The organism is Rhodococcus opacus (assembly GCF_012396235.1).
Lineage (GTDB): Bacteria > Actinomycetota > Actinomycetes > Mycobacteriales > Mycobacteriaceae > Rhodococcus_F > Rhodococcus_F opacus.
In genome coordinates, this window is the sequence record NZ_JAAXPA010000001.1 from 33,546 (window position 1) to 59,992 (window position 26,447).

Consider the following 26,447-nt stretch of genomic DNA (forward strand, 5'->3'; position numbering starts at 1 on the left):
TGTCCCCCGTCCATGTTTCCCGATCCGAGCAGAAATCGGGCCTGCACGCCGCTTCGTTACTGTGAATTGGCCCACTCACGATCTGGATGGGCCTGAACCTTGATGACTCCCGGTTCGCGAAATCCGCTACTCAGACAATAATGAGCAAGCGCGTTGCTCACCACGCGGGGGTCAAACCTGCGACGCACGTCACAGTATCCTCTACGCAACCACGATGACAGGAGCCACGATCCGTGAACGATCATTCCCGCGGTGACGCCGAGAACCCCGGCGCTTCGGGCACTTCCGCGGGCGAGCCCTCGGTTCGTCGCATCCGCAAGCGCACGAGCGTCCGCAGCAAGTCCTATAAGCGCAAGCGTTCCCTGATCACGGGCGGTTTTGTGGCTTCGCTGGTGGTAGTGGCACTGGGTCTGTGGCTCGGCTATTCGGCTAGGGAAGCACGCGCAAATCTGTACGAGGCGCGCAACCACGCACAGCTCGCGAAAGACGCGTTACTGGACGGTAATACAGAAGACGCGGAGCGCTCATCCGCCGACGCCGACAAGTACGCGAACAAGGCCTACGACTACACCCACAACGTCCCGTGGAGCGTCGCGTCGACCATTCCATGGCTGGGCAGCCCGCTCGAGACGTCGCAGCAGATCTCCGAGGTGGTGCGCGGCCTGACGTCGGAGGTGCTCACACCGGCGGTGGCAGCCGGAACCTCTCTGGCGCCAAACCAACTCATCGCTTCCGGTGGCAAGGTAAATTTGCAGCCGTTACAGGATGCTGCGCCAGTACTGGATCAGACTGCCGTCGCTGCGCAGCGGTGGAACGATAAGGCACAGGCTATCGCGGCTCCGACATACCTGACGTCGGTTTCCGACGCTCGTACACAACTGCAGGACCAGCTTTCGGAGCTCTCGAAGCTGTTGGGGAATACCGCAATTGCCGCACAGCTGGCACCCGCAATGTTGGGCGCAGACGGCCCCCGCAACTACTTCATGGCCTTCCAAACCAACGCCGAAGCTCGCGGAACGGGCGGCCTGCTAGGTGGCTACGGTGTCATTCGTGCGAATGATGGTGTCGCACGAGTAGACACGCTAGGGCGGAACTCGGACCTTGTCGGCGCAGCAGCGCCGTTGGACCTGGGACCAGAATTCGCCGCCCAATACGGGCAGAGCCGACCGACCACAGACATCCGTAACAGTAACTTGAGTTCACACTTTCCCTATGCAGCGCAGATTTGGAAATCGATGTGGGCCCAGGAATCAGGCGAGCAGGTGGACGGTGCGATTGCCACCGACCCGATCGCGCTCAGCTACGTGCTCGGCGCCATCGGCTCGGTCAAAATGCCGGACGGAGAGGTGATCAACGCCGACAACGTGGTGGAACTGACCGAGTCGACCGCCTACGTCCGGTTTGCGGACGACAACAACGCCCGTAAGCAGTATCTTCAGACGGTGGCCGCCCGGGTGATCGACAAGATGACCGGTCAGATCCAGTCCCCCCAGAAGTTGCTAGACGCCCTCGGCCGCGCGGCCGGTGAGCGCCGTATCGCCGTGTGGAGCTCGCACCCTGAGGAGCAGCAAGTTCTGGCCGGGACCCCCCTCGGTCACACCGTCCCCGACGACGCGGCACCATTCGCCGGCGTCGTCATCAACAACCAGGCTGGTGGCAAACTCGACTACCACACGACGCGTGAGATCGACTACACGGCTGAGAGTTGCGCCGGCGACACCCGCCGCTCGACGGTGACAGTGAAGCTGACCAACAACACACCGGCGGGCGACTTCCCTGACTACGTCGCGGGAACGTTCATCAACACCCTCGGCGTGCCTAAGGGCACCAACGTGTCGGCTGTATCACTACTGGCGACACAGGGCGCACAGCTACGGAACGTGACGGTGGACGGCAAGCCGGCCGTGTTCCTAACAGGCAAGGAAATGGGCCACCCACTGTTCGACGTGCTGGTTCCCGTGAGGCAGGGCCAGACGACGGAAATTAAGTACCAGCTGACCGAGCCCGCCACCCCCGGCGAGGCGCGAGTTCCGGTGCAACCCCTGGTAGATGATCCAACTGTCATCGTGGACGTACCGAACTGCGGCGCCTGACTCGGCAATGCTCTCCGACACCTCTCGTACCGCCGCCACCGCCCTGGCCGTGGCGGCGGGTGGCGCGGTGGGCGCTGCGTGCCGATACCAGATTTGGCGGTGGTGGCCGGACGACACAATGCACTTTCCGCTCACCACTTTCGCCATAAATGTGGTGGGGTGCTTCCTGCTCGGTCTGTCTATCGGCGCTATTCCAGATGGGGATCAGGATTTATCGGCCATCGTCCGCGCGTTCCTCACGTACGGCACGCTTTCAGGTTTCACGTCTTTCGGCTTCTTTGCGGTGCAAGGTGTAACACTGACTTATCCCGGGATGGGGTTGCTATATCTGGCGTTGACGCCGGTTGTCGCTGTCGGTTTAGCGTGGGCCGGCAGGGCGTGCTGGTCCACGCTGTCGAGGCGCAGCCGTCGTGCGGGGAGGCATGCACGGTGAACGTGTCAACGTCGATCAACTACGCGTGGTGGGTCGCGGCTGGCGGTGCGGTGGGCACACTGTTGCACTACCTGGTCGTGACGGTCGCCGGGCCTCGTATCGGTGCGGACCGCGTTGTGCTACTGCTCACCACGTGCACGTGTGTGTTGCTCGGCATCGTCGTTGCGTCGGGCCGGAGCGGGGGCGGGTATGCGTTCTTCGGTGCCGGGGTACTCGGTTCGGTCGCGCCGTTTACGGCAGTCGCGGGGCAGGCATTAGACCGCGCTTGTCCTCTGCCTCGGCGCCGCAGGATATTGCTTGCGATGTGGACTGGCTTGGCCGGCGTAGCGATGGCGATAGCGGGCTACATCTTGGCCGATATAGGCAGTATCACGATAGAGAAGGCACCCAGCAGCCTCCGCTAGCACGACCCTTGAACGAAAGCCTTGATGAACCCCACCGTTTGATACAGGTACGTATATTCCCACTCGGCAAGACTGTAGTTGTAGTCGCGGGGCACCGGCCGCATCACAATCTCACCGTCGAAGCACTGCGAGAAGATGTAGCGCGCTCGCGGTAAGTGGAAACGCCAGCTGATCACCAGCACACGGTTCCACCCGTTTTTCTCGGCTAATTCGCGGGTGAACTCCGCCTCTCCTCGTGTCGTCGCAGGGACGGGGGGCACACACGTGACGGTGAACCGTGGGTCGTTGATGGCGCAGAACGCGGTCATCCACGGGTCACCTTGCCAGTACGGATTGGAAAGCACGACGTTCCTCGCGACTCCTTGCTGGGCAAGGTTGACGCCGTAGTCTTCGCGCCCGTCGTGCTCACCACCAAGTACGACAATTGCATCGACAGGTGTCAATGGGTCAATTCGAGACTCGGTGAAGACGAAAAATCCCACGACCCCAACGCCTGCCACGACGAGCGCAACGATGCTCACCGAGACCACCAAAAACGTGAACAACCGCTGCACAGTTAGCCACACCCCCGTTTTGGTGCGGAGCTCTCCCGCGAGCCGCGATGAGGGAGCTATGCCGCTCTCCGCTACGGGCGTCCCAATCCACGATAAGTCCATCCCTCATCGCGCCACTGTTGTGGGTCAAGGCAGTTCCTGCCGTCGATTAGCACGCGCTTGCGTACCACTGCGTCAAGATCTGCGGGCTGCAATTTTCTAAATTCGGGCCATTCTGTCAGCACTAGGACAACGTCAGCGCCCTCGCAGGCATCGAACGCAGTCTGCGCGTACCCAAGCGTCGGGAACAGTGCCCGCGAATTCTCCATCGCTTTGGGGTCGTACACCGTTACTGCAGCGCCTTGCAACTGAATTTGTCCGGCGACGTTCAGGGCCGGGGAGTCACGCACGTCGTCGGAGTCCGGTTTGAACGCGGCGCCAAGTACTGCGACGCGGGCACCGAGCAGTGACCCGCAAGCTTCCCGCGCCAGTTCCACCATACGAGTGCGGCGCCGCATGTTGATGTTGTCGACCTCGCGTAGGAACGTGAGTGCCTGATCTGCACCGAGTTCGCCGGCGCGGGCCATGAAGGCACGGATGTCCTTGGGGAGACAACCACCCCCGAAGCCGACCCCCGCATTCAGAAAGCGACGCCCGATACGGGCGTCGTGACCGATGGCGTCGGCCAACACTGTCACGTCCGCCCCTGCCGCCTCGCATACCTCAGATATCGCATTGATGAAGGAAATCTTGGTGGCGAGAAAAGCATTCGCCGAAGTCTTAACGAGTTCAGCAGTCGCCACATCCGTGACGAGAAATGGAATGTCATCCTCGATGAGTGTTGAATAAACCTCGCGTGCAACGTCCTCTGCGCGTCCCGGACGATCGCGATCGACTCCGAGAACCAGGCGGTCTGGATGCAGCGTGTCCTGGACGGCGAATCCTTCGCGAAGAAATTCGGGGTTCCAGGCCACCTCGAGATCTTCGCCAGCCGGCGACAGCTCGCGCGCAAGTACACCCAGCCGTTGAGCCGTTCCCACGGGAACGGTCGACTTACCGAATATCACTGCTGGACCCGTAATCAGCGGTGCAAGGGTCGTGATGACGGCGTCGACATACGTCAGGTCGGCTGCGAACTCTCCCTTCTTTTGGGGAGTGCCAACACCAAGGAAGTGGACGTCGGCGAAGGCTGCGGCCTCTTCGTACGAGGACGTGAAACGTAATCTTCCTGCAGCGATATTGCGTCGCAGGACTTCTTCCAGACCTGGCTCGTAGAAAGGCACCTCACCAGCCTCAAGCTTCGTGAGTTTCGCCGAATCGACGTCCACACCAAGGACCTCATGACCGAGCTCCGCCATGCAGGCAGCGTGGGTGGCTCCTAGGTAGCCAGTTCCGAATACAGCAATGCGTGTGGTCACTGTGATCTCACATTCAGGGGAATTGACCTGCGATCAGAACGGATGACGCATTCACCTGCGCACAACGTCTACGTGGCGGCGGTACCACGCAATCGTTGATGCGATCCCCTCGCGGAGACCGATACTGGGTTCCCAACCAGTCCCGCGCAGCTTGGTGGTGTCGAGAAGCTTCCGGGGCGTACCGTCAGGCTTTGATGTATCCCATTCGATCCGGCCTGTATATCCAACTTCTTCGGCCACGATTCGTGCAATCTCTTCAATAGTCGAGTCTTGCCCGGTGCCTACATTGACCTGATCAGGGCCGTCATAGTTCTCAAGCAGGTGGAGACAGGCCGATGCCATGTCGTTCACATGCAAGAATTCGCGGCGCGGTGAGCCCGTGCCCCAGTTCGTGACGGACTCGGCTCCGTCGCGACGGGCTTCATCGTAGCGACGAATGAGTGCGGGAAGCACATGCGACCCTTGCAGCGAGAAGTTGTCACCTTGCCCGTACAGGTTGGTCGGCATGGCGGAGATCCAAGGAAGTCCATACTGGCGCCGTACAGCCTGAACTTGCAGAATGCCAGCAATCTTCGCGATGGCGTAGGCATCGTTTGTAGGTTCGAGGTGGCCAGTCAGGAGGTACTCCTCCTTGATCGGCTGAGCGGCGAGCTTGGGGTAGATGCAGGACGATCCGAGGAAGAGAAGACGCTCAACACCATGTTCCAAAGCCGCATCGAGGACATTCACCTGGATCCGCAGGTTCTCCGAGAGGAAGTCGACGGGGTACGTGTTGTTCGCCATGATTCCGCCGACTTTCGCTGCAGCCAGCACAACGTTGCGTGGCTCCTCGTCCGCGAAGAAGCGAAAGACCGCCTCCCTGTCGCGCAGATCAAGTTCACTGGACGAACGCCCAAGTAGGTTCTCGAAGCCTTTCGCCTCGAGCTGGCGCCAGATAGCAGAGCCGACAAGACCTCGGTGACCTGCCACGTATAGCGGAGCTGTTCGATCTAACTCTTTCGGCACGAAGTTGTTCTGCATCAGAGGATCTCCCAGTCGGGATGCGCCGGCGAATCAATCCATGGCCGGCCCTCATGCTTGAGTGCCTCGATATCGGCGTCAACCATGATCTTCGCGAGTTCAGGAGTGTGGACCTGAGCCTTCCAACCCAACTTTCCCTCGGCCTTACTCGCGTCACCGACCAACGCGTCCACCTCGGTGGGGCGGAGGTAGCGCTCATCGAAACGCACGTGGTCTTCCCAGTTCAGACCTGCATGGTCGAACGCCACTGTCAAAAAGTCTCGAACTGAGTAGTTCCCGCCGGTCGCGAGACAGTAGTCGTCCGGTTCGTCGGCCTGCAACATTCGCCACATACCTTCGACATACTCGGGTGCATAACCCCAGTCACGGATTGCGTCAAGGTTACCCATGTAGAGATGCTCTTCGAGGCCAGCCTGGATTCGTGCGACGGCACGAGTGATCTTGCGCGTTACGAACGTCTCGCCGCGACGCGGTGACTCGTGATTAAAGAGGATGCCGTTGACAGCAAAGATCCCGTACGCTTCACGGTAGTTCTTCGTAACCCAATACGCGTACACCTTCGCTGCACCGTATGGCGACCGCGGGTAGAACGGAGTCTCCTCATTCTGCGGAGGCGGTGTGGCACCGAACATTTCAGAGCTCGAGGCTTGGTAATACTTGCACTCCACGCCCGCCAGCCGGACAGCTTCGAGGAGTCTGATAGATCCGACCCCGGTCGTGTTCCCTGTGTGTTCTGGCTCGTCGAAGCTCACGCGGACATGCGACTGCGCACCGAGATTATAGACTTCGTCCGGCTGGATTTGTGAGAGAAGAGTCACAAGCCTCGCACCGTCACTCAGATCACCATAGTGCAGGAATAGCTTCGCTTCGGGGTCATGCGGGTCGACGTACAGATGTTCAATCCGAGACGTATTGAAGGTCGAAGACCTACGGATCAGTCCATGGACCTCATATCCCTTCCCGAGCAACAGCTCGGCAAGGTACGAACCGTCCTGGCCAGTGATCCCAATGATCAACGCACGCTTCATCCCAGCTCCATTTGTTCGAATCCGCAACACACCCTCGCCTGGTAGCCTAGTTCCTTGGCGCAGGATCCTCGACATGAGGTGGCTTCTGATCGAGGTCCACCCCTTCGGGCAGCGACCCGCTGAGAATCGTTGACGCGGAACCGGCGTCAAGCAGACACCCCCGAAGCTTCATCTAGCTAGCTAGCTACGTCGGCGGGCTTCTGCCATCTTCGGCATCGGCGGCACATCCGGATCAATAAGATTGGCGGCGCGGTCTCCGGAGCGCATTGCCTGAGGTGAACCCCAGCCATGGATAGAAGCTACTATCCATCCTCGTGACCAGGCGCCCGCTCCACGTAACGATCGTTGGCCTAAATTACCCCCCAGAAGTCACGGGGATCGCCCCGTACACCGGCGGGATAGCGCGCGGCCTACACGACCGGGGCCACATCGTTCGCGTCGTCACCGGATTCCCTCACTACCCGTCGTGGAAGGTCGATCCGGATTACTCAGGTCAGACGATTGATGAGAATCGTGACGGAATTAGCATAAGACGTGTACGGCAGTACACTCCAAGTAATTTAAACAACGCCACCAGGATGCTACTTGAGGCCTCATTCGGAACGAGGGCAATTACGCAGAACTGGCATAGGCCCGACGTAGTCCTTTGCGTCTCGCCGGCTTTGATTGCAGCGGCGATGGCGGTCGCACGGGCTCGAGGCCAGAGAAGTCGGCCGAGCATTGGAATTTGGGTCCAGGATTTGTACAGTCGAGGGCTGATCGAGACTGGGGCAGCGAACGGGCGCATCGCCCAAGCCGCGGCGAAATTCGAATCGGCCACCTTGAGGGCAGCTGACGGCGTTGCCGTGATTCACGATCGCTTCCGCAGCTACATGGCGAATACGTTGAAGATCGAAAGCTCCAAGATCGAGGTCATTCGGAACTGGACACACCTCAGGGTCGGACCTACAAGGAGCCGAGTGCAGACTCGATCTCTTCTCGGTTGGGGGCCAGACGAGACGGTCGTGCTTCACAGCGGGAATATGGGAGCCAAACAAGGGCTCGAAAACGTTATCGAAGCCGCTAAGCAGGCCTTCGTTAATTACCCATCTATCCGATTCGTCCTCCTTGGCGATGGAAACCAGAGAGCAAGACTGGAGTCATTATGCCCCCCAGGTCTCAACCTCCAGTTCCTAAATCCGATGAGTGATTTCGATTTCCGATCGGCGCTCGATGCGGCCGATGTGCTGCTGGTAAACGAATTACCAGGAGTGACTGAGATGGCAGTCCCAAGTAAGCTTACGACGTACTTCGCTACCGGGAAACCCGTGCTTGCCGCAACCGACAGGACAAGCACAACGGCAGAGGAACTCGCAAACTCCGGTGGCGGGGTTCAGGTTCCGGCGGGTTCTCCCGAGGAGCTTATCAAGGAGATAATTCAACTTTCGTCAGACGATGCTTACGCGGCGGCGTTTGGTCGCGCCGGGCTTGCTTACTATCGCACCACACTGAGCGAAACATCGGCGATTGACAGTTTCGAAGAGTGGATTTATAAAATCCACTCCGCAAAAAGAGAGGTTCGGTCGAGTGCAGGAGCCGACGAATGAGTCGATTGACGTAGCGTTCAAGCTCTCCAATAGTTCTCGCCGCCTATCTCAATTCAGCGGTCGCGGATATGACAAAGGCCGATCTGTCGCAGTGCAGGCGCTATGGATGTTGATATCTGGGTGTTTCACATCCAGATGGTGGCTGCCCAACGCCATTCGGATCAAGATCTTAAGGTTGTTCGGCGCCCATATCGAAGCTGGCGTCCTAATCCGGCACAATGTGCGGATCCACTGGCCTTGGAAGCTCTCAGTCGGAAGGGATTCATGGATCGGTGAAGGCGTCTGGATTCTAAACCTTGAACCGGTGTTTATCGGGCGGGACGTCTGCATATCGCAGGAAGCAATGATATGCACTGGGAGCCATGACAGAAATTCGCCGACTTTTGAGTTCGACAATCGACCTATCACGATCCAGGACGGAGCTTGGATAGCTGCGCGAGCTACGATTCTCCGCGGAGTAACTATCGGATCAAACACGACTGTCGGAGCACAGTCCCTCGTCGTTCGCGACGTCCCAAGCAATACCGTCGTCCTCAATGCAGGGACCACTCGGTATCCGTCCGCTGAATAGGCGAGGTGCTACACAGAGTCATCTCACTGACAGCATCGCGCTCATCGAGCATCGGGGCGCTGGACCGTTGACACCCGACCTGGTCAAGGCCGACAGGAGGTATGAGGGGTCGCTGGGCATTCGCTCACATGTGAACTTAGCAGCGACGGAATGTGGTCCTGCCGCGGAGCCACAGATATAGGGCCACAGTGATCGGTCAGCATACGAAGGTCGGGTGGATGAGCTCGCGCCGGCGAGGGGCTCGATGGTGAGACCGGTGAGATGTTCGAGCATCGGTTGACGCCGGATCATGATGAGATCCTGGAATGGATCCGCTAATTCTCGTGCGGGCGTGCGGCGACTTCCGAGGCCGGTCCGACCGGCTTCCGGCTGGCCACGTTCCTGGTCAGGGCCAGGGTTCGTGTGTCTGGTGGCGGCACCGTCGAAGCTGCAACGCCATCCGGCGGCCGGGTCAATACCGATACCGCGATGTCCGCCACCTGGCCCGGCTGCTGCATCTGGGTGAGGTCATCGAGGTGAAGTCCCGAGTGTCGAGCAGGAAGCTACACGCAATCTGGTCCGGCCCGACAGAATGTGCGCGGGGAGGACCTGACGTCGGCCCGGAACAGCATCTCGAAACTGCCTATGCGGCCGAGAATCGTCTACTCCGGCAGAAGAGCGTGGGCCGGAAAACACCAGCTGTGGCTATGGACGCGCGCGTTTACAGTCCCGATGCTGCAACTCGCATTTGGCACTGCGTCTACACCATGCTCACCATCGGGGATCGGCGATCGGCGCGCACCTAGGCCTGGTGCCCACCGAATCGTCCTCGGGCGCGTCACGATCGCAGAGGTCGATCGCCAAGTCCGGCAATGCCCGCGCCCGCCGACCGCTGATCGAAGCCGTATGGGCATCACCGCCACCCCTACCCAGCAGTCCCGGTGTGGATCTGCGGCGCGGGTGGAACCAAGCCACCCCGTCGGCGCGGGCGCACGGGCAACACGGCAACCGCCGTTAACACGGCCGATGGCAAAGCTTCGATCAGCGACGTAAGCGTCCAGTGGGCAACAACTCCGCCCCCCCCCGTGAACTCGCCGGCTGGTGCCTGGTCACTGGCCGTGGTCCCCGGCTCACCGCGCCGTCTACCAATGTCCTGACGGCCCCACGGTGGTGGTGACGGCAGCGCCTGGGGAGACCCGCGAACGCCTGTAGAGCAGTCGCGCACTCGTGCGCACCGTACGGCCGGACATGGCCGACCCGCCGCTCTTCCTCGTCGGCGTGGATAGCTGGCCGGACTGCCAGACGGCTACATCTGCTACCAGCGAGGTCGGTTCGGGAACATCGAGATCCAGCATGGCTTGACCGCCCCGGGCGAGCCGGCGGGCCTGCTCAAGCAGAACCCCCAGCTCGGCGTCGGTGTGTGCGGACCCGACATGCGCCACGATCTCCCACTGGCCACGGGGTTTGCGCACGACCTGCACCGCGACCGCACCCGACGCGGTGCGCACCTTCCGCACATATGTCACAGCCGGTGACCATACCTGCTTAGTGCCCCATTTCAGCCCTACCGGAAGCCGACACCGCAGGTCAAGGCACTGCCGCAGAATCTACTTGCCAATAATGTCCTAAGTCGGAGGGATCGCATGTCGAAACACGCCCCGCGATTTCGATAGGCCGACAACGGCACCCCAGGCAAGGTAATGGGCGCCCTGCTGGCGATCGCCGACGCCACTGGTGAGATCCACTCAGGATATGAATCCTAAAATATGTGCGAAGAGTCAATTCTGCTCTCTGCGATCTAGTTCAGCCGAGTGACGTTCCCGCTCTGAATCCGACCGAAACCGCAACTTCACTACACGGGCGGGATTACCGACTGCAATCCCGAATGGCTCAATATCACGGGTAACAACAGCGCCAGCGCCAATTACCGCGCCCTCCCCAATTGAAATTCCGCCGAGAACGATTGCCCCTGCACCAATCCAAACATCTCGCCCGATGGCAACACTATCCTCGGGCACTTGGGGCCGATCCCCTACCCAAGTCGAGAGTGCCATCGGCATGCCAATCTCGCTAACAGCATGATCCATTCTGCCCAGTATCTGAACGTTCCGACCGATCAGGCAGTAATCGCCTATACGGCCGTCAACCTCTATTATTGAACCAGGGCCAACCGCCACCGATTTACCCACAGCCAGACCATGTGGTGATGAAATCAAACTTCCATTGCCGAGCCTCAAGTCCCTTTGCACAGATACCTGACCTCGAACAGCGATCCGGCGTTGAATTCTTCTAAACGCCCTCTCCAGAACGCCCGGTAGCCGACTCCGGTTCGGTGGTATGCCATCCTCAGTCAGCACGGCCAACCATCCTTTCCAAGAGTCTGTTCCACACCATCTAGCGCACACAGAATACCGCTCGCCATTGCTTCGGCCGAGTACGACGACGCAACGCGATCACTTAGCTCCTGCCTACCGTCCCTCGAGGATCTATCCCGGGCTGAACGTAACGCAGAAGCTAGCGAGTAATGGTCGTCAGTATCGAAGAATTCCACTTCACCAAACTTCACTAGCTCGATCTCCGGAGCGTGCGGCTCGTCGCGCGACACGACTACTGGTACACCAAAACCCAGGCTCTGGGTAATGCTGAGGCCCGCATATCCCGGCGACACGGAGCAAATAGCCGAATTATACACTTCACGAAGCTCCTCCGGGGTCGATATTTGCCCAAGGAAGAATGTGGAATCAGCGACCCCCAACTTGGCTGCAAGGCCTTCCAGATACTCCCTCTGAGAACCCACACCAACGATCCTGAGGTTCACTCCGGCGGCTTTCAAGCCACTTGAAGCAAACGCACTAATCAGAACATCCACCTTCTTGGATGACTCAAGTCGGCCTACGTACACGAACGCGTCCAATGGTCCGGTGCCCGTTCCCGCCAACATACGATTCCTACGATAAAGCGAGTTAGGGGCTACCCAAACGGGCTGATCCGGTAAATCCGCCTTCGCCGGCAAAACGCTGTCGTATCCATAAAGTATCGTTCCCTGCGACACCGACCGCATCCGTCGTCGTATAGCAGCTGTTTTACTTGCTGCACCAGCCCGCGGGTAAAGATGGCCCCACACTAAGGTCCGTCTGCCAAGGAGTTTTCGGACAACCAGAAACACCCAGGCATTGATACTACGCGGATTCAAGTCAACCACAAGCGTCGGAATTGCAAGAGCCCTCCGCCATTGTCCGACCTGAAGAAGCAGACGCCGACGAATCACAATGTTGCGCACGCGAGTGAAATAACTCGGATCAATTCCCGTCCGAACGGTCTCATCGACATGTCGTTCCCCCGCGAAGAAGATAACGGACCCGGCCGTTGCCTCGTGCACGACTCGAACACATTCATCTCGATAGAACGGCAATACTGCTAGATACAATGCCGCAGCTTGATCGGCATTCCCCTTGCTAATCGTTCGCCTAACTTGCTTCATGCCCAACCTCTCACGCGTGACATCACTAACTTGCGCGGACCAGCGCGTTCAATTCCCCCGCCGTCTCCGTGGACCGCACCTTATCCGGTCGCGACTTCCCAGCGCCCGTCGCGGCAACGAGGATTACGACTAGGACCGTACCTGCCTGCGTTACATAGGGCGTAATTGGTGTCTCCGACAAACACGATATGGCAAACACCGTGGACAAACCAGCCACCGCACTATTCTTCGGATCGGCAAATACCTTTGACTGTCCAAATGAAAACACCAACCCAATAAAGAGAAGAACTGCTATCAGCCCCCCCTCGCCGATTAAGTTTAGGAGTTGGTTGTGCGCATGCGTCACGTTAAGGACGTCGACATCGAGAACGTAACTTCGAGCTCGAAGGATGAAATCTCCGCCGGAGCCGGTGAGCAGCGTTCCAGTCAGGGCCTGGCAGGCACCTTCCCATAGTGAACTCCGAGTACCGACAAATCGTATGACGCCAAAGTTGGGGGCTTGCGCAGTCACCAATGCGTACATACTAAGAATAAATGGGATACTTGCGACCGAAAGGGAGCAAACCCAGACCAACCTCGCAAATAACAATCGACCAGTCTTTATCAATACGACTGCAAGCCCTCCAAGGACGGCTGCGAGAATCGCGTTTCTTGCTTGGGACGAGGCCAGCATGACTGAACCGCAAGCGAGAAATATCACCGACAAGTATAGGGATATTTGTTTGCGAGTGGGTAATAATGCAATTTCGACGACGATAGCGCAAGCAAAGTAAAGCCCAGTATAATTTGGATGACCCAAAATGCCCTGAACGTTCGGATACTCGGCTATGATCTTACCCGATCCCCGGAAGCCAATCGGCTCATTGACGTACCACTCGGGTAGAATCAAGTAAGTCAATAGACTGATAACGATGCTTACGCGGAATCCATCGCGGATCCACCTAAATAGGTTTCGGGTGCCCACGGTCGAGAACGCAATCACCCCGGCAATCACTGCAATCAGTAGATAATTTACCGCACCTCGGCTATTCTCACTAACCGCATATGACAAGGCTAGCCAGACCAGAAGCAAAAGAAACGCCAGGAGACTCTGCCGACGACCTTTTGACTCCCTAACTACAGGCTCTGCAAATATGCATGTCACAGTTAGCAGTAGGGCTGCGATGAAGGTTGCCAAGGCTGCCTGGTTGATCCCCCCAATGGGGAACTGTTGAGTGCGCCGTGGAAGCTCCATAGCAGCTGTCACGGGTAATAGCACGAAAACGAATAGAAGAATACGTGTCGACCAGTCTCTTACAGAATCGCCTTTAGCCGCTGGCCTCATATTGCCTCCTCGCTCGCTACGTCGGCCCATCCTGGTAGAACGTCGACCCATCCTGGCGGTTCGTCGACCTATACTGGCGGAAGCATGCCTGCGTACCCCTCCGCCCAATAGCAAGACCAGGAATTCGTACTTGCGCATATGCAGTTTCTTTCCGGCCACGCGGACTATTTCTATGGAGGCCACAAGATAAGCTATCCAACTAACTGCCGCCGCGCCGACTGCACCCCACGTCGAAACTAGAGGGGGAAGAAGTAATGCGGTAGCGATCGCGGCACTAATTGTTGCTCGCATACGCCCCACTCCGATACCACGCGATTGGAGTAATGCATCTACGAGATCGAGCACAAGAATTGGCAAGAATGCCCCGAGAAGAATCACAGCCGGAATTCGTGCTCCAGCATATTCCTGACCGAAAACAATTGGTATGAAAAAGTAAACGACAGGCGTTGTGACCAATATGGCCAGCACTCCGAGAACAATCGCCCTTCTGAAAAGGTTGGCGAAATCAACGAGGGATAAGCGCACTGCCGATGGAAGTAATGCGATCTTCACGGAAGACGAAACCAAGATCAGCACCTCAGCCGTGCTGACTGCTACCGCATATAGCCCAAGTTGGTAGGTGGTAGAAAAGAATGCCATAAGAACCTGGTCTGCACGCAACATCACAGCCGTGAGTAGGCCACCAACCCAGATCTTGGTCGAAAATGCCCAATATCGATCCAGATGGTTTGTCGCGGTGGGAAGATTTGTTGCTACGGAGCGTTTGACTAGTCGCAAGCAGACCGGAAGAATGAGAATCATCGGCAAGATCATCGAAATGCTTTGCGCAAGCAGTGCCGTTTCGACTGAGAGATGTCCAACGGCCAGTAATAGCACCAGCGCGAGTAGTCTTAGAGACACACCAATCCAGCGTTCGGCAAGTAGGGCACCGAAAATTTGCATTCCCTGCATCTGGCCACGGAATCCTTGCACCCATACTAGTGCTGGTATCGATAAGCAAACGATGGCCAGTGAATAGTTATCGAGTTTCCATGTGAAATAGAATGAGGCAGCCCCAAACGGTATAATCGAGCCGATGGATAGTGCGAGCCGTTTCTGACTCAGATGCTCAATCTTTGTTAGTCCGCGAGCGGCGAACGATGCTTGAGCGTCTTGGGCGCCATACGCGACTACGTACATACCAATCATGAGGGTGGACACGTAGGCAGCGAGCAATCCGCGGTCCTCAACGCCGAGCCCGCGCGCCAAGATCGGTCCAGTGGCGATTGCTGCAATTGGCAAAGCCATGTTAGACCCGATTGTTCGCTTTAGCCCAAGTAATCGCGACACAAGTCAACCTTGTTCCCGCCTGCGGCGATCGAGCGCCAACAGACGAAGATGCGTTTTGATGGTGGCTGGCTTCACAGGCCTCCGATCTGCACGCATCTTGATTCCTCCAGCAAAAACTCCCGCCAAAAACCCACTAACATTCGCTTTCACAAGGCGGGTTGAAGCGATACTACGAATAAGTCGAGCAGTCAGCCGAGCAATCCGATTCGGTAACATGTGGACAGGCCACAGAAGTAAGGCAGAGATTACTTCGTTCCGCCGGGCATAGAAGACGATTTTTTCATTATCCCGTATTGGAGAATGGTGATGGTGGAGAGGTACGGCGTGTATTGCCTCAACCTTACGGCCGGCATTCATCGCCAGCAAAGAATAAAAACTCTCCTCCCCTTGCCGAATTAAGTAGTCGGGATATCCGCCCAGTTCAAGAAACGTATCTACGCGGATGATATGTGCGGTGCCCGTGTATGCACCAAGTTCACACGATAATTGATTTTCAGCTGGGAGCTGCAGGACGTCGTCGCTAATCTTTACGTTAATGTAGGGAAGCGCTACGACTGCCACAGAGGGGCTCGCCTCAAGGTGCTCTACACCAGCTTGTAGAGTCGTCGAATCCTGAAAGTATGCATCATCGTCGATACTCGCGAGATACTTCGTCCCGCATTCTCTTGCTAGCTGGTTCCTTCTCGCTATCAAGCCTGCCGATTCACTGCAACTTATCAAATGGACTTCTGGGAACAGCTCCTTGACCATTGCGGACGTGCCGTCCGTACTGCCATCATCAATGACTAGGATCTTAGGGACCGGGCGCAGTAGTCGGGCGCTCAAGAGTGAGCGCTCCAGCTCCTCTTTCCGGTTTTTTGTGGTGATTCCAACGGTAATAATGGCGTCGTCTCCTCAGAAAACGTTGTCGATAATATGCCACCGAGAATCCAGGCGAGCTGAGTCAGAGGCAAGGGGCTCCCACGAGCTCGGAAGAGCGATTACTGCTGCAGAACTCAGCCAAGCAGCCCACCAACTGAAAGTACTATTGGCACACACTATTGACGACGCCTTTGAGATCCAGTAAAAGTCCTGTAAGGGGCTCTCGCCCGACAACACGGTGAGCGGCAGATTCTGCTCGCTGACCCACTCGGGGTCATCTGAAACCGCGTAGATCGGTACCCCTGGTTGTTTCTGCTCGATTAGCGCTATCGCATCTTGATAGTATTCAATTCCAAGAATTTGATGTGTTTTGCGGTTCTTCTTGTGGAGGTAATCTCCGCGACGAACGTGGATGATTGCATATCGCGAGGACGGTAGCGAATTTGAATACTCTGCCAGCCTGGATTCGGTTAAAGACAAATCAGACTGAATTCCGGGGTTTTGAAAGAAGTAGTTCGGTGACTGCCAAAATCCGATTACTCTTATCGCCCCATTGACGTCCGTCGTTTGACTCGTGGGGTCAGACTCACGGTAATCATGAGCTTCCAGCAGCGGTGGCGGCTCGTGCCGTGCCGCGTTTCGCGACTGGATTCTTCGACCAAGCCACGATTTCTTCGGCGAAACCGGTACAGATCTCACCAATTCGTCATATCTCACGCAGAAGTTTGAGAGCTCGTACTTTCGCATGCCGGGCAGATCAAGTCGACGAGCATCCAACACTAATTTCTTGTCTTCGGCGTCAGCGATCGTCCGAGCACAGGCATACTGGAACATCTGGTTCCCGAGACCGCCCGTAAGTCGAGCGACGATACTTGATCTTTCCGCTACTTCGGTGAAATTCACCGTTCTCGTTCCTCCCGTCCGGAGAGTAGTTGGACTCGTAACGCTTCTGGGGGCGGCCATGGCATGCGTGTCTGAGTTCAACCCTTATTGAATAATATGGCGATATCAGGTCCGCTAGTATGCCCCTGATCCCACCACTACCGCTCGAAGAGTCTTTCCGACGATCAGCATGTCTCCCATCATCGACCAGTTTTCTACATACGATAGGTCTAAACGGACCGTCTCTTCCCAGGACAAGTCCGAGCGGCCGCTAACCTGCCATAGACCCGTGATACCTGGCTTTACCAGAAGTCTGCGACGCACAGTCCCGTCGTAGGCCTCCACTTCCCGACGCAAGGGCGGACGCGGTCCCACCACACTCATTTGACGGCGCAGCACGTTGATGAACTGCGGCAACTCGTCGAGGCTGTACTTGCGAAGGAGCCTCCCCACCTTTGTCACCCTGGGATCCTCGCGCATCTTGAACAGCACCCCAGCGCCCTCGTTCGCCTTCATCAACGATTCCACCTGCTTGTCCGCGTCCACGACCATGCTGCGGAACTTGAGCATCGGGAAGGGTTTGCCGTCCAAGCCCATACGCTCCGACTTGTAGAACACCGGTCCTTTGCTGGTCAGCTTGATCGCAAGAGCAGCCGCCATCATCACCGGGCTGACGAGAATAAGCGCAAGGGCCGCGAACACGTAGTCGAAGGACTGCTTCGAGAACTTCTGAGCGCCGTGGTATTGCGGCTTTTCCACATGGATCAGGGGCAGTCCCGCCACCGGCCGCATCGACAACCGGGGCCCAGATACATCCATCATCCCCGGCGCAACCACCAGGTCCACATGATGGGGTTCGAGGTCCCACGCGAGAGTGCGCATGCCCTCGTGTCCGAGATGCTCTGTGGCGGTAACGGCGACGGTGTCAGCATGGCAGAAGCCCAACGCGCGAACCACATCACACTCGTCTCCAAAGACGGGGATATCACGCTCCCCCACAACGATCTTGTCGTTCCGAGCGCCGGTGTGCCCGGGGATACACATGCCAACCACCCGATAGCCGTCGGCTGTGCCACGCTCGAACGATTCCGCCAAACTCCGCACCGAGCGTTCACTGCCCACCACGAGCACCGAGGTCTGGAACTCGCCGCGGGAGCGTTTGCGGGCGATCACCCGACGCCACACCCACCGACTGACCATGAGACCGGCTAGCCCCACCGGGAAGGCAATCGCGAGATACAGGCGAGCGAGGTCGAGGCGGAACAGGAGCGACACAATGGCGATGAAGCCGAATAGCCTGACGGTCGAGACGAAAATTCGCCGGTACTCATCTGGGCCGCTACCAATCACACGAACTGTGCGGGTCCGGAAGATGATGAGCGTGGCGAGCCACGACACGACGAGGAGTGCAGACACCAGCGCATAACTGAGTGTTTGAGGGAAGGCCGAGGTCTGCAGGACGCCGCTGTCCCCGAACCGCACCCATTGCGCGAGGGCTACCGCGGCGATCACGATCACCGTGTCCGAGACCCACAACCGCCGGATGTACGCGGCCTGCCAGGCACGCCTGCCGCTGAGTCTGCCTTCTAGACCCGACGCGGGCGTCGTGCCCCCAGCGGGGGGTGCGGAGTCGAGCGAGACACCGAACGACGTCACCATCTGAGCCTTCCAACTAGGACCAAAGAGCTAGCGAGCGTCACTGTCTCGCGACCTGCGTGGCGGTAGAGGAAGTCCGCCCCCCGGGAGTTTTGCTGCCAGCTAATAATCGCACTTGTGGTCGCCTCGTTACACCAGAGACCCTTCGGAGTGATACGACTCACATCTTCGATTTTTCCTTAGAGAGAGGAACTTTCGACCCTGGTCAACTGGAGGATCTCCGATTAGAGCGACGCGCTCGGGGACCAGTCCGCAGGCAAACCTCAGACCGACTGCTGGTACCGTTTCCAAACTTCGAGTATTTTGCGCACCTCGTACTGGACAGTAACAACACGGTAACGTCACTCTGACCAGGAACAGGTCCGCCGAAACGCAAAGGGGACGAACGGAACATCGCTAGCCCTTAACCCTCTGCTCCAGCCACGTCCGCAGATCCGCCCCATACTCGGGATGACTGAGCGCCACATCCACGGATGCGCGGAGGAACCCACCGGGATTGCCAAGGTCGTGCCGAGGACCCCGATGAACCACGACGTGTACGGGATGCCCCTCCATGATCAGAAGCGCGATCGCGTCGGTCAACTGCAACTCTCCGCCCGCTCCCGGACGAATTCGTCGAAGCGCATCAAAGATTGCTCGGTCCAAGAGGTAACGGCCGGCGGCCGCGAGAGTCGATGGCGCGTCCTGGAGTTTCGGCTTCTCCACCATGCCCTTCACCCTCAATACGTTCGGATTCACGGCATCGGGGACCGTCTCGACGTCGAAGACTCCATATGCACTCACCTCCTCTTTCGGGACGTCGATGGCACACAACACCGTTCCGCCACGCTTGGCTCGCACGCGTGACATGACATCGAGCACGCCGTTCGGCAGCACCAAGTCGTCCGGCAGCAGAACCGCGATTGCATCCTCGTCGTCGCCCAGCACCGCTTCAGCGCAACCAACCGCGTGGCCGAGCCCCAGCGGTTGTTGCTGGACTACCGACTCCACCGCGAGGAGGCCCGGCGCCCTGCGGACCTTCTCCAGCAGAGTGTGCTTTCCCCGGGCAGCAAGGTTGTTTTCCAACACCAGGTCTTCGACGAAGTGCGCCACCACGCCGTCCTTGCCCGGTGCCGTCACGATGATCAGCCGCTCTGCCCCGGACTCGGCAGCCTCGCCGGCCACCAGCTCGATCCCGGGCGTGTCCACGACAGGAAGTAGCTCCTTGGGGACTGTCTTTGTCGCCGGCAGAAATCGCGTTCCCATTCCCGCGGCGGGCACCACAGCAGTGCGAAATCCAGTCGAATCCAATTCCCCCATGGTTGTGTCTTTCTCGAAGTACCCAATGTGCTGCGGTGTCACGACTTTTGCGGGGGGCCCGACGGTCGCATTGGTCAGTTGTCCAGGTCTATCGGATGCGCTTGATAGCAGACCCGTTGGCAGCGTGGAGAGTCCGCATCACCCGGAGCCGGTCGTGGCGACGAAGACCTCGGCATGCTGTTGAGCCGGTGCGAGGGTCACCGCCGGGTTCGATGCAGGCAACCACGCCGACTGTCCCGCACTCAGCTCGAGCGAGGCGCCCGGGGACGAGAGGACGGTCGATCCTGCCGTGCAGAGAACGATCCGTGGGGCCCCGGCGCCGAGTGTCGCTGCGGATGACGAGGCACCATTCGAGCTCGTGTCGAGGTGCAGTCGGGTGAGCTCGAATTCTGCCTCCGGCGTGTGGTATAGGTGTCTGTTGTCACGACCATCACCGTTCGCACGCAGAACCGGCATGGGCGCAGGCCGAAAGTCGAGGACTTTCAGCAGCTCGGGCACGTCAACGTGCTTTTGGGTCAAACCGCCGCGCAGCACATTGTCCGAGTTGGCCATGATCTCGACGGCCACGCCTCTAAGGTATGCATGCAGATTTCCGGCCGCGAGAAATAGCCCTTCCCCCGGTTCGAGCGTGATCCGATTGAGCAGTAGCGAGATCAGGACACCGGGGTCGTTCGGATACCTGCTCCCCAGGTCGAGCGCGGTCTGCGCCTCCGCCGCGAACTCCCCCTCCGCTCCGTCGCACATGGTCGACAGGTACCGCCGGCAGGCCTCGACCACACCACCGATCAGGGCCGCCGGGTGTTTATCGCCCGTGATCCACTGCGTGAACAGCGCGCGCATACCCGAGGAGTCGGTCTGAGCTGCCAATTGCTCCGCACACCGGTCCAACTCCGCAACACCCAGCGCTCGCAGCAACGCGACGGTTCGCCGCACGTCGCGGAAACCGGCGAGCGCCTCGAATTTCGTCAGCGCAACCACAAGTTCCGGCTTGTGGTTGTCGTCTTTGTAGTTGCGGGCAGGCGAGTCCAGCGGCACACCGTTTGCATCTTCGCGTTCGAATCCTTCACGTGCCTGCACGGAGTTCGGGTGCGCCTGCAACGACAGTGGTTCCTCCGCGGCGAGCACCTTGAGCAGAAACGGAAGGCGACCTCGGAATCGCTCCGCGTTGGTCGCCCCCAGTTGCCCGTGCGGGTCGGCCGAAATCACGTCGAAGAGTGAGACGCCGGAGCCCGCGTCGTCCACGCGAGCCGGGTCTGCCGGATGCGCACCGAGCCAGAGTTCAGCTTCGGGCCGATCGGACGGCGAGGGTCGTCCAGTGAGCTCCGCCAGCACAGTGTGGGAGCCCCAGCGGTACGACCGGATTGCTCCGTGGAGGCGATTCATCGATCAGACACTCGTCGAGAATCTAGCTGTGACGCGCTGGAACGTCGATGTGCACTGAAACGCACAGTGTTCGACGGCAAGGTCCGTCGCCAGTTTCTCGATGTCCTAGTACGCACCGTCACCGACCACCACAGCACGAACCGTTTTGCCGATGATGAGCACATCTCCCATCATCGACCAGTTCTCCACATACGAGAGATCGAGCCGCACGGTCTCTTCCCACGACAGATCCGATCTCCCACTCACCTGCCACAGGCCGGTGATACCGGGCTTCACCAGCAGCCGGCGACGGACGGTGCCGTCGTAGGCCTCGACCTCCCGGCGCAGAGGCGGGCGCGGACCTACCACGCTCATCTCCCTGCGCAGAACGTTGAGAAACTGCGGAAGTTCGTCGAGGCTGTACTTGCGCAGAACGCCGCCCACGCGTGTGACCCGCGGATCCTCTCGGATCTTGAAGAGGACGCCCGCACCCTCGTTCGCCGTCATCAGCGCCGCGACCTGTTTGTCAGCGTCCACCACCATGCTGCGGAACTTGAGCATGGGGAATGGACGTCCATCCAGGCCCATCCGCTCCGACTTGTAGAACACCGGGCCCTTGCTGGTCAGCTTGATCGTGAGCGCGGCCAGAATCATCACCGGGCTCGTCAAGACGAGCGCCGATGCCGCAAAGATCATGTCGAACGCGAGCTTCGAAAACTTCTGCGCGCCGTGATATTGCGGCTTCTCCACATGAATCAGCGGCAATCCCGCCACCGGCCGCATCGACAGACGCGGACCCGACACATCCATCATTCCCGGTGAAACCACCAGGTCGACGTCGTGCGGCTCGAGGTCCCAGGCGAGGGCGCGCATCCCGTCGTGCCCGAGTTGCTCGGTAGCCGTGACGGCGACGGTGTCGGCGCGACAGAAACCCAGCGAATCGATCACGTCTCCCTCGCCGCCGAGCACGGGAATGTCGCGGCCGGCGACGGTGATCTTGTCGCCATGCTCGCCGGAGTGTCCCGGAATGCAGACGCCCACCACGCGATATCCGTCGGCCGTACCTCGGGCGAAGGATTCCGCGAGGTTCCGGACGGCACGTTCGTTGCCCACGACCAGGACCGACGTCTGAAACTCTCCGCGCGACCGCTTACGAGCAATCACCTGACGCCACACCCAGCGGCTCGCCATCAGAGCCACCAGTCCGACGGGAAACGCTATGGCGAGGTAGAGCCGAGCCAGATCGAGGCGGAACAACAGCGCCAGCATCGCGATGAAGCCGAACAGCCGCACGGTGGACACGAAGATCCGTCGATACTCGTCGGGCCCACTCCCGATCACCCGCACCGTGCGAGTCCGGAAGAGCGTCAGGGTGGTCAGCCACGCCACGATCAGCAGAGCGGAGACGAGCGTGTAGCTGAGGTCGTGTCCCATGCCGCTCGTGGTCAGGATGCCGCTGTCACCGAACCGCACCCACTGCGCGAGCGCGACCGCGGCGATCACGATCAGCGTGTCCGAGATCAGCAAACGTCGGATGTACGCAGCCTGCCACTCGCGGCGACTGTATGACCCACCCTCTTCCCCCGCGAACGCCGCTGCGTTCTCCGGAGCCCGAGACGAGTCGGGTGAATCATCGAATGCCGTCACCATTCGCCTTCCGAGCTCGAGCCATCCTGACTGGCGAGCTCGTGTGTTCTCACGACATGGCGAAGACGACGATCGCCCGATGTTTGCTGCCGCGTCGATATTCGCACGCGGACCCCCAAGTTGAGACATCAAGTGACCAGGTTCACAGTACCCGATCCACAGGGCGGAACAGCCCTTCTATCGCAGGTCAGCAGGTGTGTATATCGAGCGAATGACATTGCCGGGCGGACCATCTGATACCGGAGGTCACACGAAATGCTGGCGAACTCGCCGGCGAGCAGGTACCGTGCTCGACGCGATTCGCTCGCGGCCCGGATCCCGATAACTACCTGTCCGCATTCTGAACGATCGACCCGGAAATTCTCAGCATTTACGCAGCTACGAATGCCGAGTACGGTAGCCTGGCCACCCCCTCGACTGCGGCATACTGGTGCCGTGTGGTGGACAATCGGGATCGTCATTGCGTGGGTGGTGTTGTCGATACCACTCGCAATACTGATCGGGAGAGCAGCCCGGCAAAAAGATCGGCGCGAAAAGTTGCCCCGCCGGCGCAAGAGCCGGACTGGCGGGCCGCCCGACCAGACCGCCGCATAGCCCCCGTCACACAAACAAGCGCCAGCTACCCCGTCCGGTCGTTGCGTGAGCGGGTCTTCTCCATCGTGGCGTGAAGGCGAATGTGTCGCAATCTCTCATCACAAGATTCCGCCAGCGGTTGCGGCGGGGTCATCCCAAGATGATCTTGGTTCGCCACCGGGCGATCTCCCTTCCTTGCTCAAACGTTGGAGGGAATTTCGTCGGGCTATAGGGACCCCGCTAGCTCGTTGCCCCAAAACGGGTTAGCGCAGATCCCGCTGCCGAGTCGTCTTACAGCAGACGGCTGATGTAACGCAGCGATGCCAGATGGGTCGCGCCGAACGCTTGTGGTGATGGCACGCCCACGTCCTGGGTAGATATTTAAGGGAAACACGCCCAGGAGGTTCGGCATGCAGTCGATTCCCGATCAGCTCTACGACATGGCCGCGCAACTCCCGGACGCAATTGCGGAGGGCCACCTCATCAGCGTCACACGGCTCGAAGTGCGGTTGAGCGCACCGCTCGGCAACCTCAGCGCAACCCTAGGAGACGACGCAGCCAACCAGCAACTCAACAATCGGCGTGGCCTACTTTTCAGGCAGGAATGCCCGCCGTCCCGGTGCGGAACGCGGGGCATAGTGAGCAATTCTGGGCGGGCAGACGGCATGATCTACCGCATGTCTGAACGGATTGAGCAGATCGAACGGAAGCTGGCCCGCGCAAACCGCTACCTCAATGCGCTCGAAGACGAGCTTCGCCAGTTTGACAAGGACGGCGTGCGGGCCGAGCAGGAGACCGTCGCACCTGAAGCCACTGAATCTGGATTCGGCTTCGCGATTAAGGTGCGGTTCAACCGTCCACTCGATCCCGAATGGGAGATCACTCTCGGCGAGGTTGCATATCAAGCGCGGTCGGCGCTCGATCAGTTAGTGACGGCGGCGGTCGTGGCGAATGGCGGCGACGTGTCTGACCATCGAGGCGCATTTCCAATCTTCTCAGAGGAAAGCGACTACCTCAACGGAAAGCGGTCCAATCGCGATCGCCTCCTAGCCGGTGTGCCCGAACCCGTAGCGAAGGTGATCGACGACCTGCAACCGTTTCGGGCTTCCGACCCGTTCAAGCACCCTCTGTACGTGGTGAATGCGGTCTGCAACGGTGACAAGCATCGCGACGGACAACCCTCGCTTGTTCGCACCCGGAGATCCGCACTCGCGTTCGAAATTCCATCAGCCAATACCATCACCGTTTTCGCGCATGACGAGATTCCGCCAGGGCACGCCGGGGTCGGGCAGTACAAAGATGGTGATGACCTCATGCTGACGTTCTCGGAAGCGCAGCTCAGGTCGATGGCGGACGACCTGGCACGGAAGGGTGTTCGGGACGCCGATGGAATCCAGCTGGTCGGGGTCAATTTCGTGACCGCCGTCTGCTTTGGGTCGAGGAACATTTTCTCGTTCCAGCTTCGCGAATCCCTCCGATACATCGAATCCGAGGTACTAGGGCGGATCGCCCCACTGATCACGCATGTGTGAGGTTGTAGACGGGTTGCTGTCATTCAAGTGAATGAACTTCGTTGAATCTTGTAACGCCCTGGCCCCGACTACAGATAAGAGTCTGCCTGGCTTGGCGTTCGGACCGAGCCGCCTGAGCTGAACCGGGGAAGAATCCAGATGCCGAAGCTGATGAAGCGTGACCCAAAGACCATCGCATTGGTGGCGTTCTTCGTCGTGGCAGCCCTACTGGTCGGAGGCGGTCTGCTGTGGAACAACCAGCGCGCCGCCGACTCGAGCGGATATGTGTCCAGCTACACCCCACCCGTCACCACACCACCAGTGCCCGCCGCGCTGGTCGCTGTAGTCGGCGATTCGTACACAGGCGGCAGCGACATGGGTGGGGTGGGCAGCGCGAACTGGACCTCGATCGTTCAATGGCACATGGATGAGGCGAAAACGCCGATCCGGTTGGAGGTGTCCGGTCAGGGCGGATCGGGATACGTCAACGCCGGGTCGGCGAAGACTGTTTTCCCTGGTGAGGCGGCGAGGATCGTGAAGTCCGAAGATCAGATCGTCGTGGTGTTCGGCAGCCGCAACGACACCCGCCAAGACATCGAAGCAGTCCGCTCCGCAGCACGCGCCACGTACTCGCAGATCAAGGTGAACGCGCCGAACGCGAAGCTGATCGTGATCGCACCGCCGTCCGTCAACGAGAACGTGCCCCGCGACATCATCGCGCTCCGTGATGCGCTGAAGCGTGAAGCCGACGCCGCGGGGGCCGTGTTCGTGGACCCCATCGCCGAGGGATGGTTCTTCGGCGACAAGGCTGGACTCATCGGTTCGGACGGTCTCCATCCGACTGACGAGGGCCATGCCTACATGGCCGGACTGATCCAGCCGCACATCGAAGCAGCGCTCAAGCCTTCGACTCCACAATGAGCTGCGACAACGTGATGCTGTTCGCCGCGTTCGCGACACTGAACTGAGCCGCGAGTCCGACTGTCATATTCTGGTTGCCCTGCGTGCCGTTGGTTGGCTGCACCTGGTTTGTGGTGCCCGTGCCGGTGTTCACGATGGCCGCCGAGATGGGTGCTCCGGCGTTGTCGATGAGACCGAATGCCTGGCACGACAACCGTGCGGTCGCCGTACCCGCGACGCACAGCAACACGAACCCGTCGATTTCGAACCCTGCGTTGGCGAGTGAGGTGGGCAGGGTGAACGTCATTGTGCCGAGATTGGTGACACTGCCTGTGTTGTTGTAGACGATGGAGATCGCCAGCGTTCCGGGCGAGGATGCCATCGATGAGACGTAGCCGTACCCGGAGATGCTGAACAGTCGGCCATTGTCCGTGTTGATGTCGATATTCGGGTCGACGACGATGGCCGTGTCCGCGAATGTCGTCTTGGTGACGGTGTTCGCGACGACGTTCCCGGCAGGGACGCTGGTGTTCGCGAGTGCGAGTCGGTAGCCCATA

The 26,447-nt window shown here is 59.2% G+C and carries 20 protein-coding genes and 2 pseudogenes; 7 read left to right on the plus strand and 15 right to left on the minus strand.

Annotation, left to right across the window (positions count from 1 at the left end; genetic code table 11):
* Positions 1-233 precede the first annotated feature (233 nt).
* A complete protein-coding gene (locus tag HGB39_RS00050; protein ID WP_005572589.1) occupies positions 234-2,093 on the plus strand; it encodes a DUF4012 domain-containing protein in 1,860 nt (619 codons plus the stop codon).
* Positions 2,094-2,100: 7 nt separating this feature from the next.
* Positions 2,101-2,526, plus strand: a complete 426-nt coding sequence (locus tag HGB39_RS40115) for a fluoride efflux transporter FluC (protein ID WP_005572590.1) — start codon at positions 2,101-2,103, stop codon at positions 2,524-2,526.
* Positions 2,527-2,926: 400 nt separating this feature from the next.
* On the opposite strand, the gene HGB39_RS00060 is transcribed toward HGB39_RS40115, so the two are convergent.
* The 4 genes from HGB39_RS00060 to gmd all read right to left on the minus strand — a co-directional run bounded on the left by HGB39_RS00060 (position 2,927) and on the right by gmd (position 6,929).
* The gene (locus HGB39_RS00060) at positions 2,927-3,451 is read right to left on the minus strand and encodes a YdcF family protein (protein ID WP_248949876.1); all 525 of its coding nucleotides are present in this window, start codon (positions 3,449-3,451) and stop codon (positions 2,927-2,929) included.
* Positions 3,452-3,555: 104 nt separating this feature from the next.
* Positions 3,556-4,881 (minus strand): UDP-glucose dehydrogenase family protein, encoded by a 1,326-nt coding sequence (locus tag HGB39_RS00065; RefSeq protein WP_005572593.1) that lies wholly within the window; start codon positions 4,879-4,881, stop codon positions 3,556-3,558.
* 51 nt (positions 4,882-4,932) lie between these two features.
* Positions 4,933-5,901 (minus strand): GDP-L-fucose synthase family protein, encoded by a 969-nt coding sequence (locus HGB39_RS00070; protein WP_005572594.1) that lies wholly within the window; start codon positions 5,899-5,901, stop codon positions 4,933-4,935.
* Positions 5,901-6,929 (minus strand): GDP-mannose 4,6-dehydratase, encoded by a 1,029-nt coding sequence (gene gmd / locus HGB39_RS00075; RefSeq protein ID WP_005572595.1) that lies wholly within the window; start codon positions 6,927-6,929, stop codon positions 5,901-5,903. The genes HGB39_RS00070 and gmd overlap by 1 nt, the downstream gene beginning before the upstream one ends.
* 314 nt (positions 6,930-7,243) lie before the next feature.
* Here gmd and HGB39_RS39500 point away from each other — a divergent pair, with 314 nt between their 5' ends.
* From HGB39_RS39500 to HGB39_RS40485, 3 genes and pseudogenes are all read left to right on the plus strand, one after another.
* Positions 7,244-8,515 carry a glycosyltransferase family 4 protein gene (locus HGB39_RS39500; RefSeq protein WP_005572596.1) on the plus strand — a complete coding sequence of 424 codons (1,272 nt, stop codon included), beginning with the start codon at positions 7,244-7,246 and terminating at the stop codon, positions 8,513-8,515.
* Between the two features lie 343 nt (positions 8,516-8,858).
* Positions 8,859-9,086: an LbetaH domain-containing protein gene (locus HGB39_RS40120; protein ID WP_376744835.1), complete on the plus strand. Its 228-nt coding sequence runs from the start codon at positions 8,859-8,861 to the stop codon at positions 9,084-9,086.
* Positions 9,087-9,861: 775 nt separating this feature from the next.
* Positions 9,862-9,978 (plus strand): annotated as a pseudogene (locus HGB39_RS40485) (transposase); the annotation flags it as partial.
* A 441-nt stretch (positions 9,979-10,419) separates the two neighbouring features.
* On the opposite strand, the pseudogene HGB39_RS40490 reads toward HGB39_RS40485, so the two are convergent.
* The 10 genes and pseudogenes from HGB39_RS40490 to HGB39_RS00140 form a co-directional block, all read right to left on the minus strand.
* Positions 10,420-10,591, minus strand: a pseudogene (locus tag HGB39_RS40490) (IS1634 family transposase); the annotation flags it as partial.
* Between the two features lie 252 nt (positions 10,592-10,843).
* Positions 10,844-11,152, minus strand: coding sequence for a DapH/DapD/GlmU-related protein (locus tag HGB39_RS39505; protein WP_085999991.1), 309 nt, complete (start codon positions 11,150-11,152; stop codon positions 10,844-10,846).
* 263 nt (positions 11,153-11,415) lie between these two features.
* Positions 11,416-12,546, minus strand: coding sequence for a glycosyltransferase (locus HGB39_RS40130; protein ID WP_081276581.1), 1,131 nt, complete (start codon positions 12,544-12,546; stop codon positions 11,416-11,418).
* A gap of 25 nt (positions 12,547-12,571) precedes the next feature.
* Entirely contained in the window at positions 12,572-15,157 is a 2,586-nt protein-coding gene (locus tag HGB39_RS00110) for an O-antigen ligase family protein (protein WP_081276580.1), read from the minus strand.
* 45 nt (positions 15,158-15,202) lie between these two features.
* Entirely contained in the window at positions 15,203-16,081 is an 879-nt protein-coding gene (locus tag HGB39_RS39510) for a glycosyltransferase family 2 protein (protein WP_081276579.1), read from the minus strand.
* 12 nt (positions 16,082-16,093) lie between these two features.
* Positions 16,094-16,963 (minus strand): alpha-1,2-fucosyltransferase, encoded by an 870-nt coding sequence (locus HGB39_RS00120; protein WP_162276250.1) that lies wholly within the window; start codon positions 16,961-16,963, stop codon positions 16,094-16,096.
* 114 nt (positions 16,964-17,077) lie between these two features.
* A complete protein-coding gene (locus HGB39_RS00125) occupies positions 17,078-18,601 on the minus strand; it encodes a sugar transferase (protein ID WP_005572603.1) in 1,524 nt (507 codons plus the stop codon).
* 393 nt (positions 18,602-18,994) lie between these two features.
* The gene (locus tag HGB39_RS00130) at positions 18,995-19,897 is read right to left on the minus strand and encodes a UTP--glucose-1-phosphate uridylyltransferase (RefSeq protein ID WP_005572605.1); all 903 of its coding nucleotides are present in this window, start codon (positions 19,895-19,897) and stop codon (positions 18,995-18,997) included.
* 138 nt (positions 19,898-20,035) lie between these two features.
* Positions 20,036-21,280, minus strand: coding sequence for a mannose-6-phosphate isomerase, class I (gene manA, locus HGB39_RS00135; RefSeq protein WP_005572606.1), 1,245 nt, complete (start codon positions 21,278-21,280; stop codon positions 20,036-20,038).
* Positions 21,281-21,385: 105 nt separating this feature from the next.
* Complete coding sequence (locus HGB39_RS00140; RefSeq protein WP_005572607.1) at positions 21,386-22,909, minus strand: sugar transferase; 1,524 nt, start codon at positions 22,907-22,909, stop codon at positions 21,386-21,388.
* Positions 22,910-23,889: 980 nt separating this feature from the next.
* Between HGB39_RS00140 and HGB39_RS00145 the strand changes: the two genes are divergently transcribed.
* Both HGB39_RS00145 and HGB39_RS00150 read left to right on the plus strand, forming a co-directional pair.
* The gene (locus HGB39_RS00145; protein WP_005572608.1) at positions 23,890-25,011 is read left to right on the plus strand and encodes a hypothetical protein; all 1,122 of its coding nucleotides are present in this window, start codon (positions 23,890-23,892) and stop codon (positions 25,009-25,011) included.
* Positions 25,012-25,161: 150 nt separating this feature from the next.
* A complete protein-coding gene (locus HGB39_RS00150; protein ID WP_162276249.1) occupies positions 25,162-25,911 on the plus strand; it encodes an SGNH/GDSL hydrolase family protein in 750 nt (249 codons plus the stop codon).
* Here HGB39_RS00150 and HGB39_RS00155 read toward each other — a convergent pair.
* Positions 25,889-26,446, minus strand: coding sequence for a hypothetical protein (locus tag HGB39_RS00155; RefSeq protein WP_005572610.1), 558 nt, complete (start codon positions 26,444-26,446; stop codon positions 25,889-25,891). The two genes, HGB39_RS00150 and HGB39_RS00155, sit on opposite strands and share 23 nt — an antisense overlap.
* Position 26,447 lies beyond the last annotated feature (1 nt).

Excerpts from the sequence above, each read along its gene's own strand:
- HGB39_RS40115 (WP_005572590.1), top strand. The coding sequence starts at position 2,101 with ATGCTCTCCGACACCTCTCGTACCGCCGCCACCGCCCTGGCCGTGGCG.
- HGB39_RS00070 (WP_005572594.1), bottom strand. The coding sequence starts at position 5,901 with ATGCAGAACAACTTCGTGCCGAAAGAGTTAGATCGAACAGCTCCGCTA.
- gmd (WP_005572595.1), bottom strand. The coding sequence starts at position 6,929 with ATGAAGCGTGCGTTGATCATTGGGATCACTGGCCAGGACGGTTCGTAC.
- HGB39_RS40120 (WP_376744835.1), top strand. The coding sequence starts at position 8,859 with ATGATATGCACTGGGAGCCATGACAGAAATTCGCCGACTTTTGAGTTC.
- HGB39_RS39505 (WP_085999991.1), bottom strand. The coding sequence starts at position 11,152 with ATGGATCATGCTGTTAGCGAGATTGGCATGCCGATGGCACTCTCGACT.
- HGB39_RS40130 (WP_081276581.1), bottom strand. The coding sequence starts at position 12,546 with ATGAAGCAAGTTAGGCGAACGATTAGCAAGGGGAATGCCGATCAAGCT.
- HGB39_RS00110 (WP_081276580.1), bottom strand. The coding sequence starts at position 15,157 with ATGGCTTTGCCAATTGCAGCAATCGCCACTGGACCGATCTTGGCGCGC.
- HGB39_RS00125 (WP_005572603.1), bottom strand. The coding sequence starts at position 18,601 with ATGGTGACGTCGTTCGGTGTCTCGCTCGACTCCGCACCCCCCGCTGGG.
- HGB39_RS00130 (WP_005572605.1), bottom strand. The coding sequence starts at position 19,897 with ATGGGGGAATTGGATTCGACTGGATTTCGCACTGCTGTGGTGCCCGCC.
- manA (WP_005572606.1), bottom strand. The coding sequence starts at position 21,280 with ATGAATCGCCTCCACGGAGCAATCCGGTCGTACCGCTGGGGCTCCCAC.
- HGB39_RS00140 (WP_005572607.1), bottom strand. The coding sequence starts at position 22,909 with ATGGTGACGGCATTCGATGATTCACCCGACTCGTCTCGGGCTCCGGAG.
- HGB39_RS00145 (WP_005572608.1), top strand. The coding sequence starts at position 23,890 with ATGCAGTCGATTCCCGATCAGCTCTACGACATGGCCGCGCAACTCCCG.
- HGB39_RS00150 (WP_162276249.1), top strand. The coding sequence starts at position 25,162 with ATGAAGCGTGACCCAAAGACCATCGCATTGGTGGCGTTCTTCGTCGTG.
- HGB39_RS00155 (WP_005572610.1), bottom strand. The coding sequence starts at position 26,446 with ATGGGCTACCGACTCGCACTCGCGAACACCAGCGTCCCTGCCGGGAAC.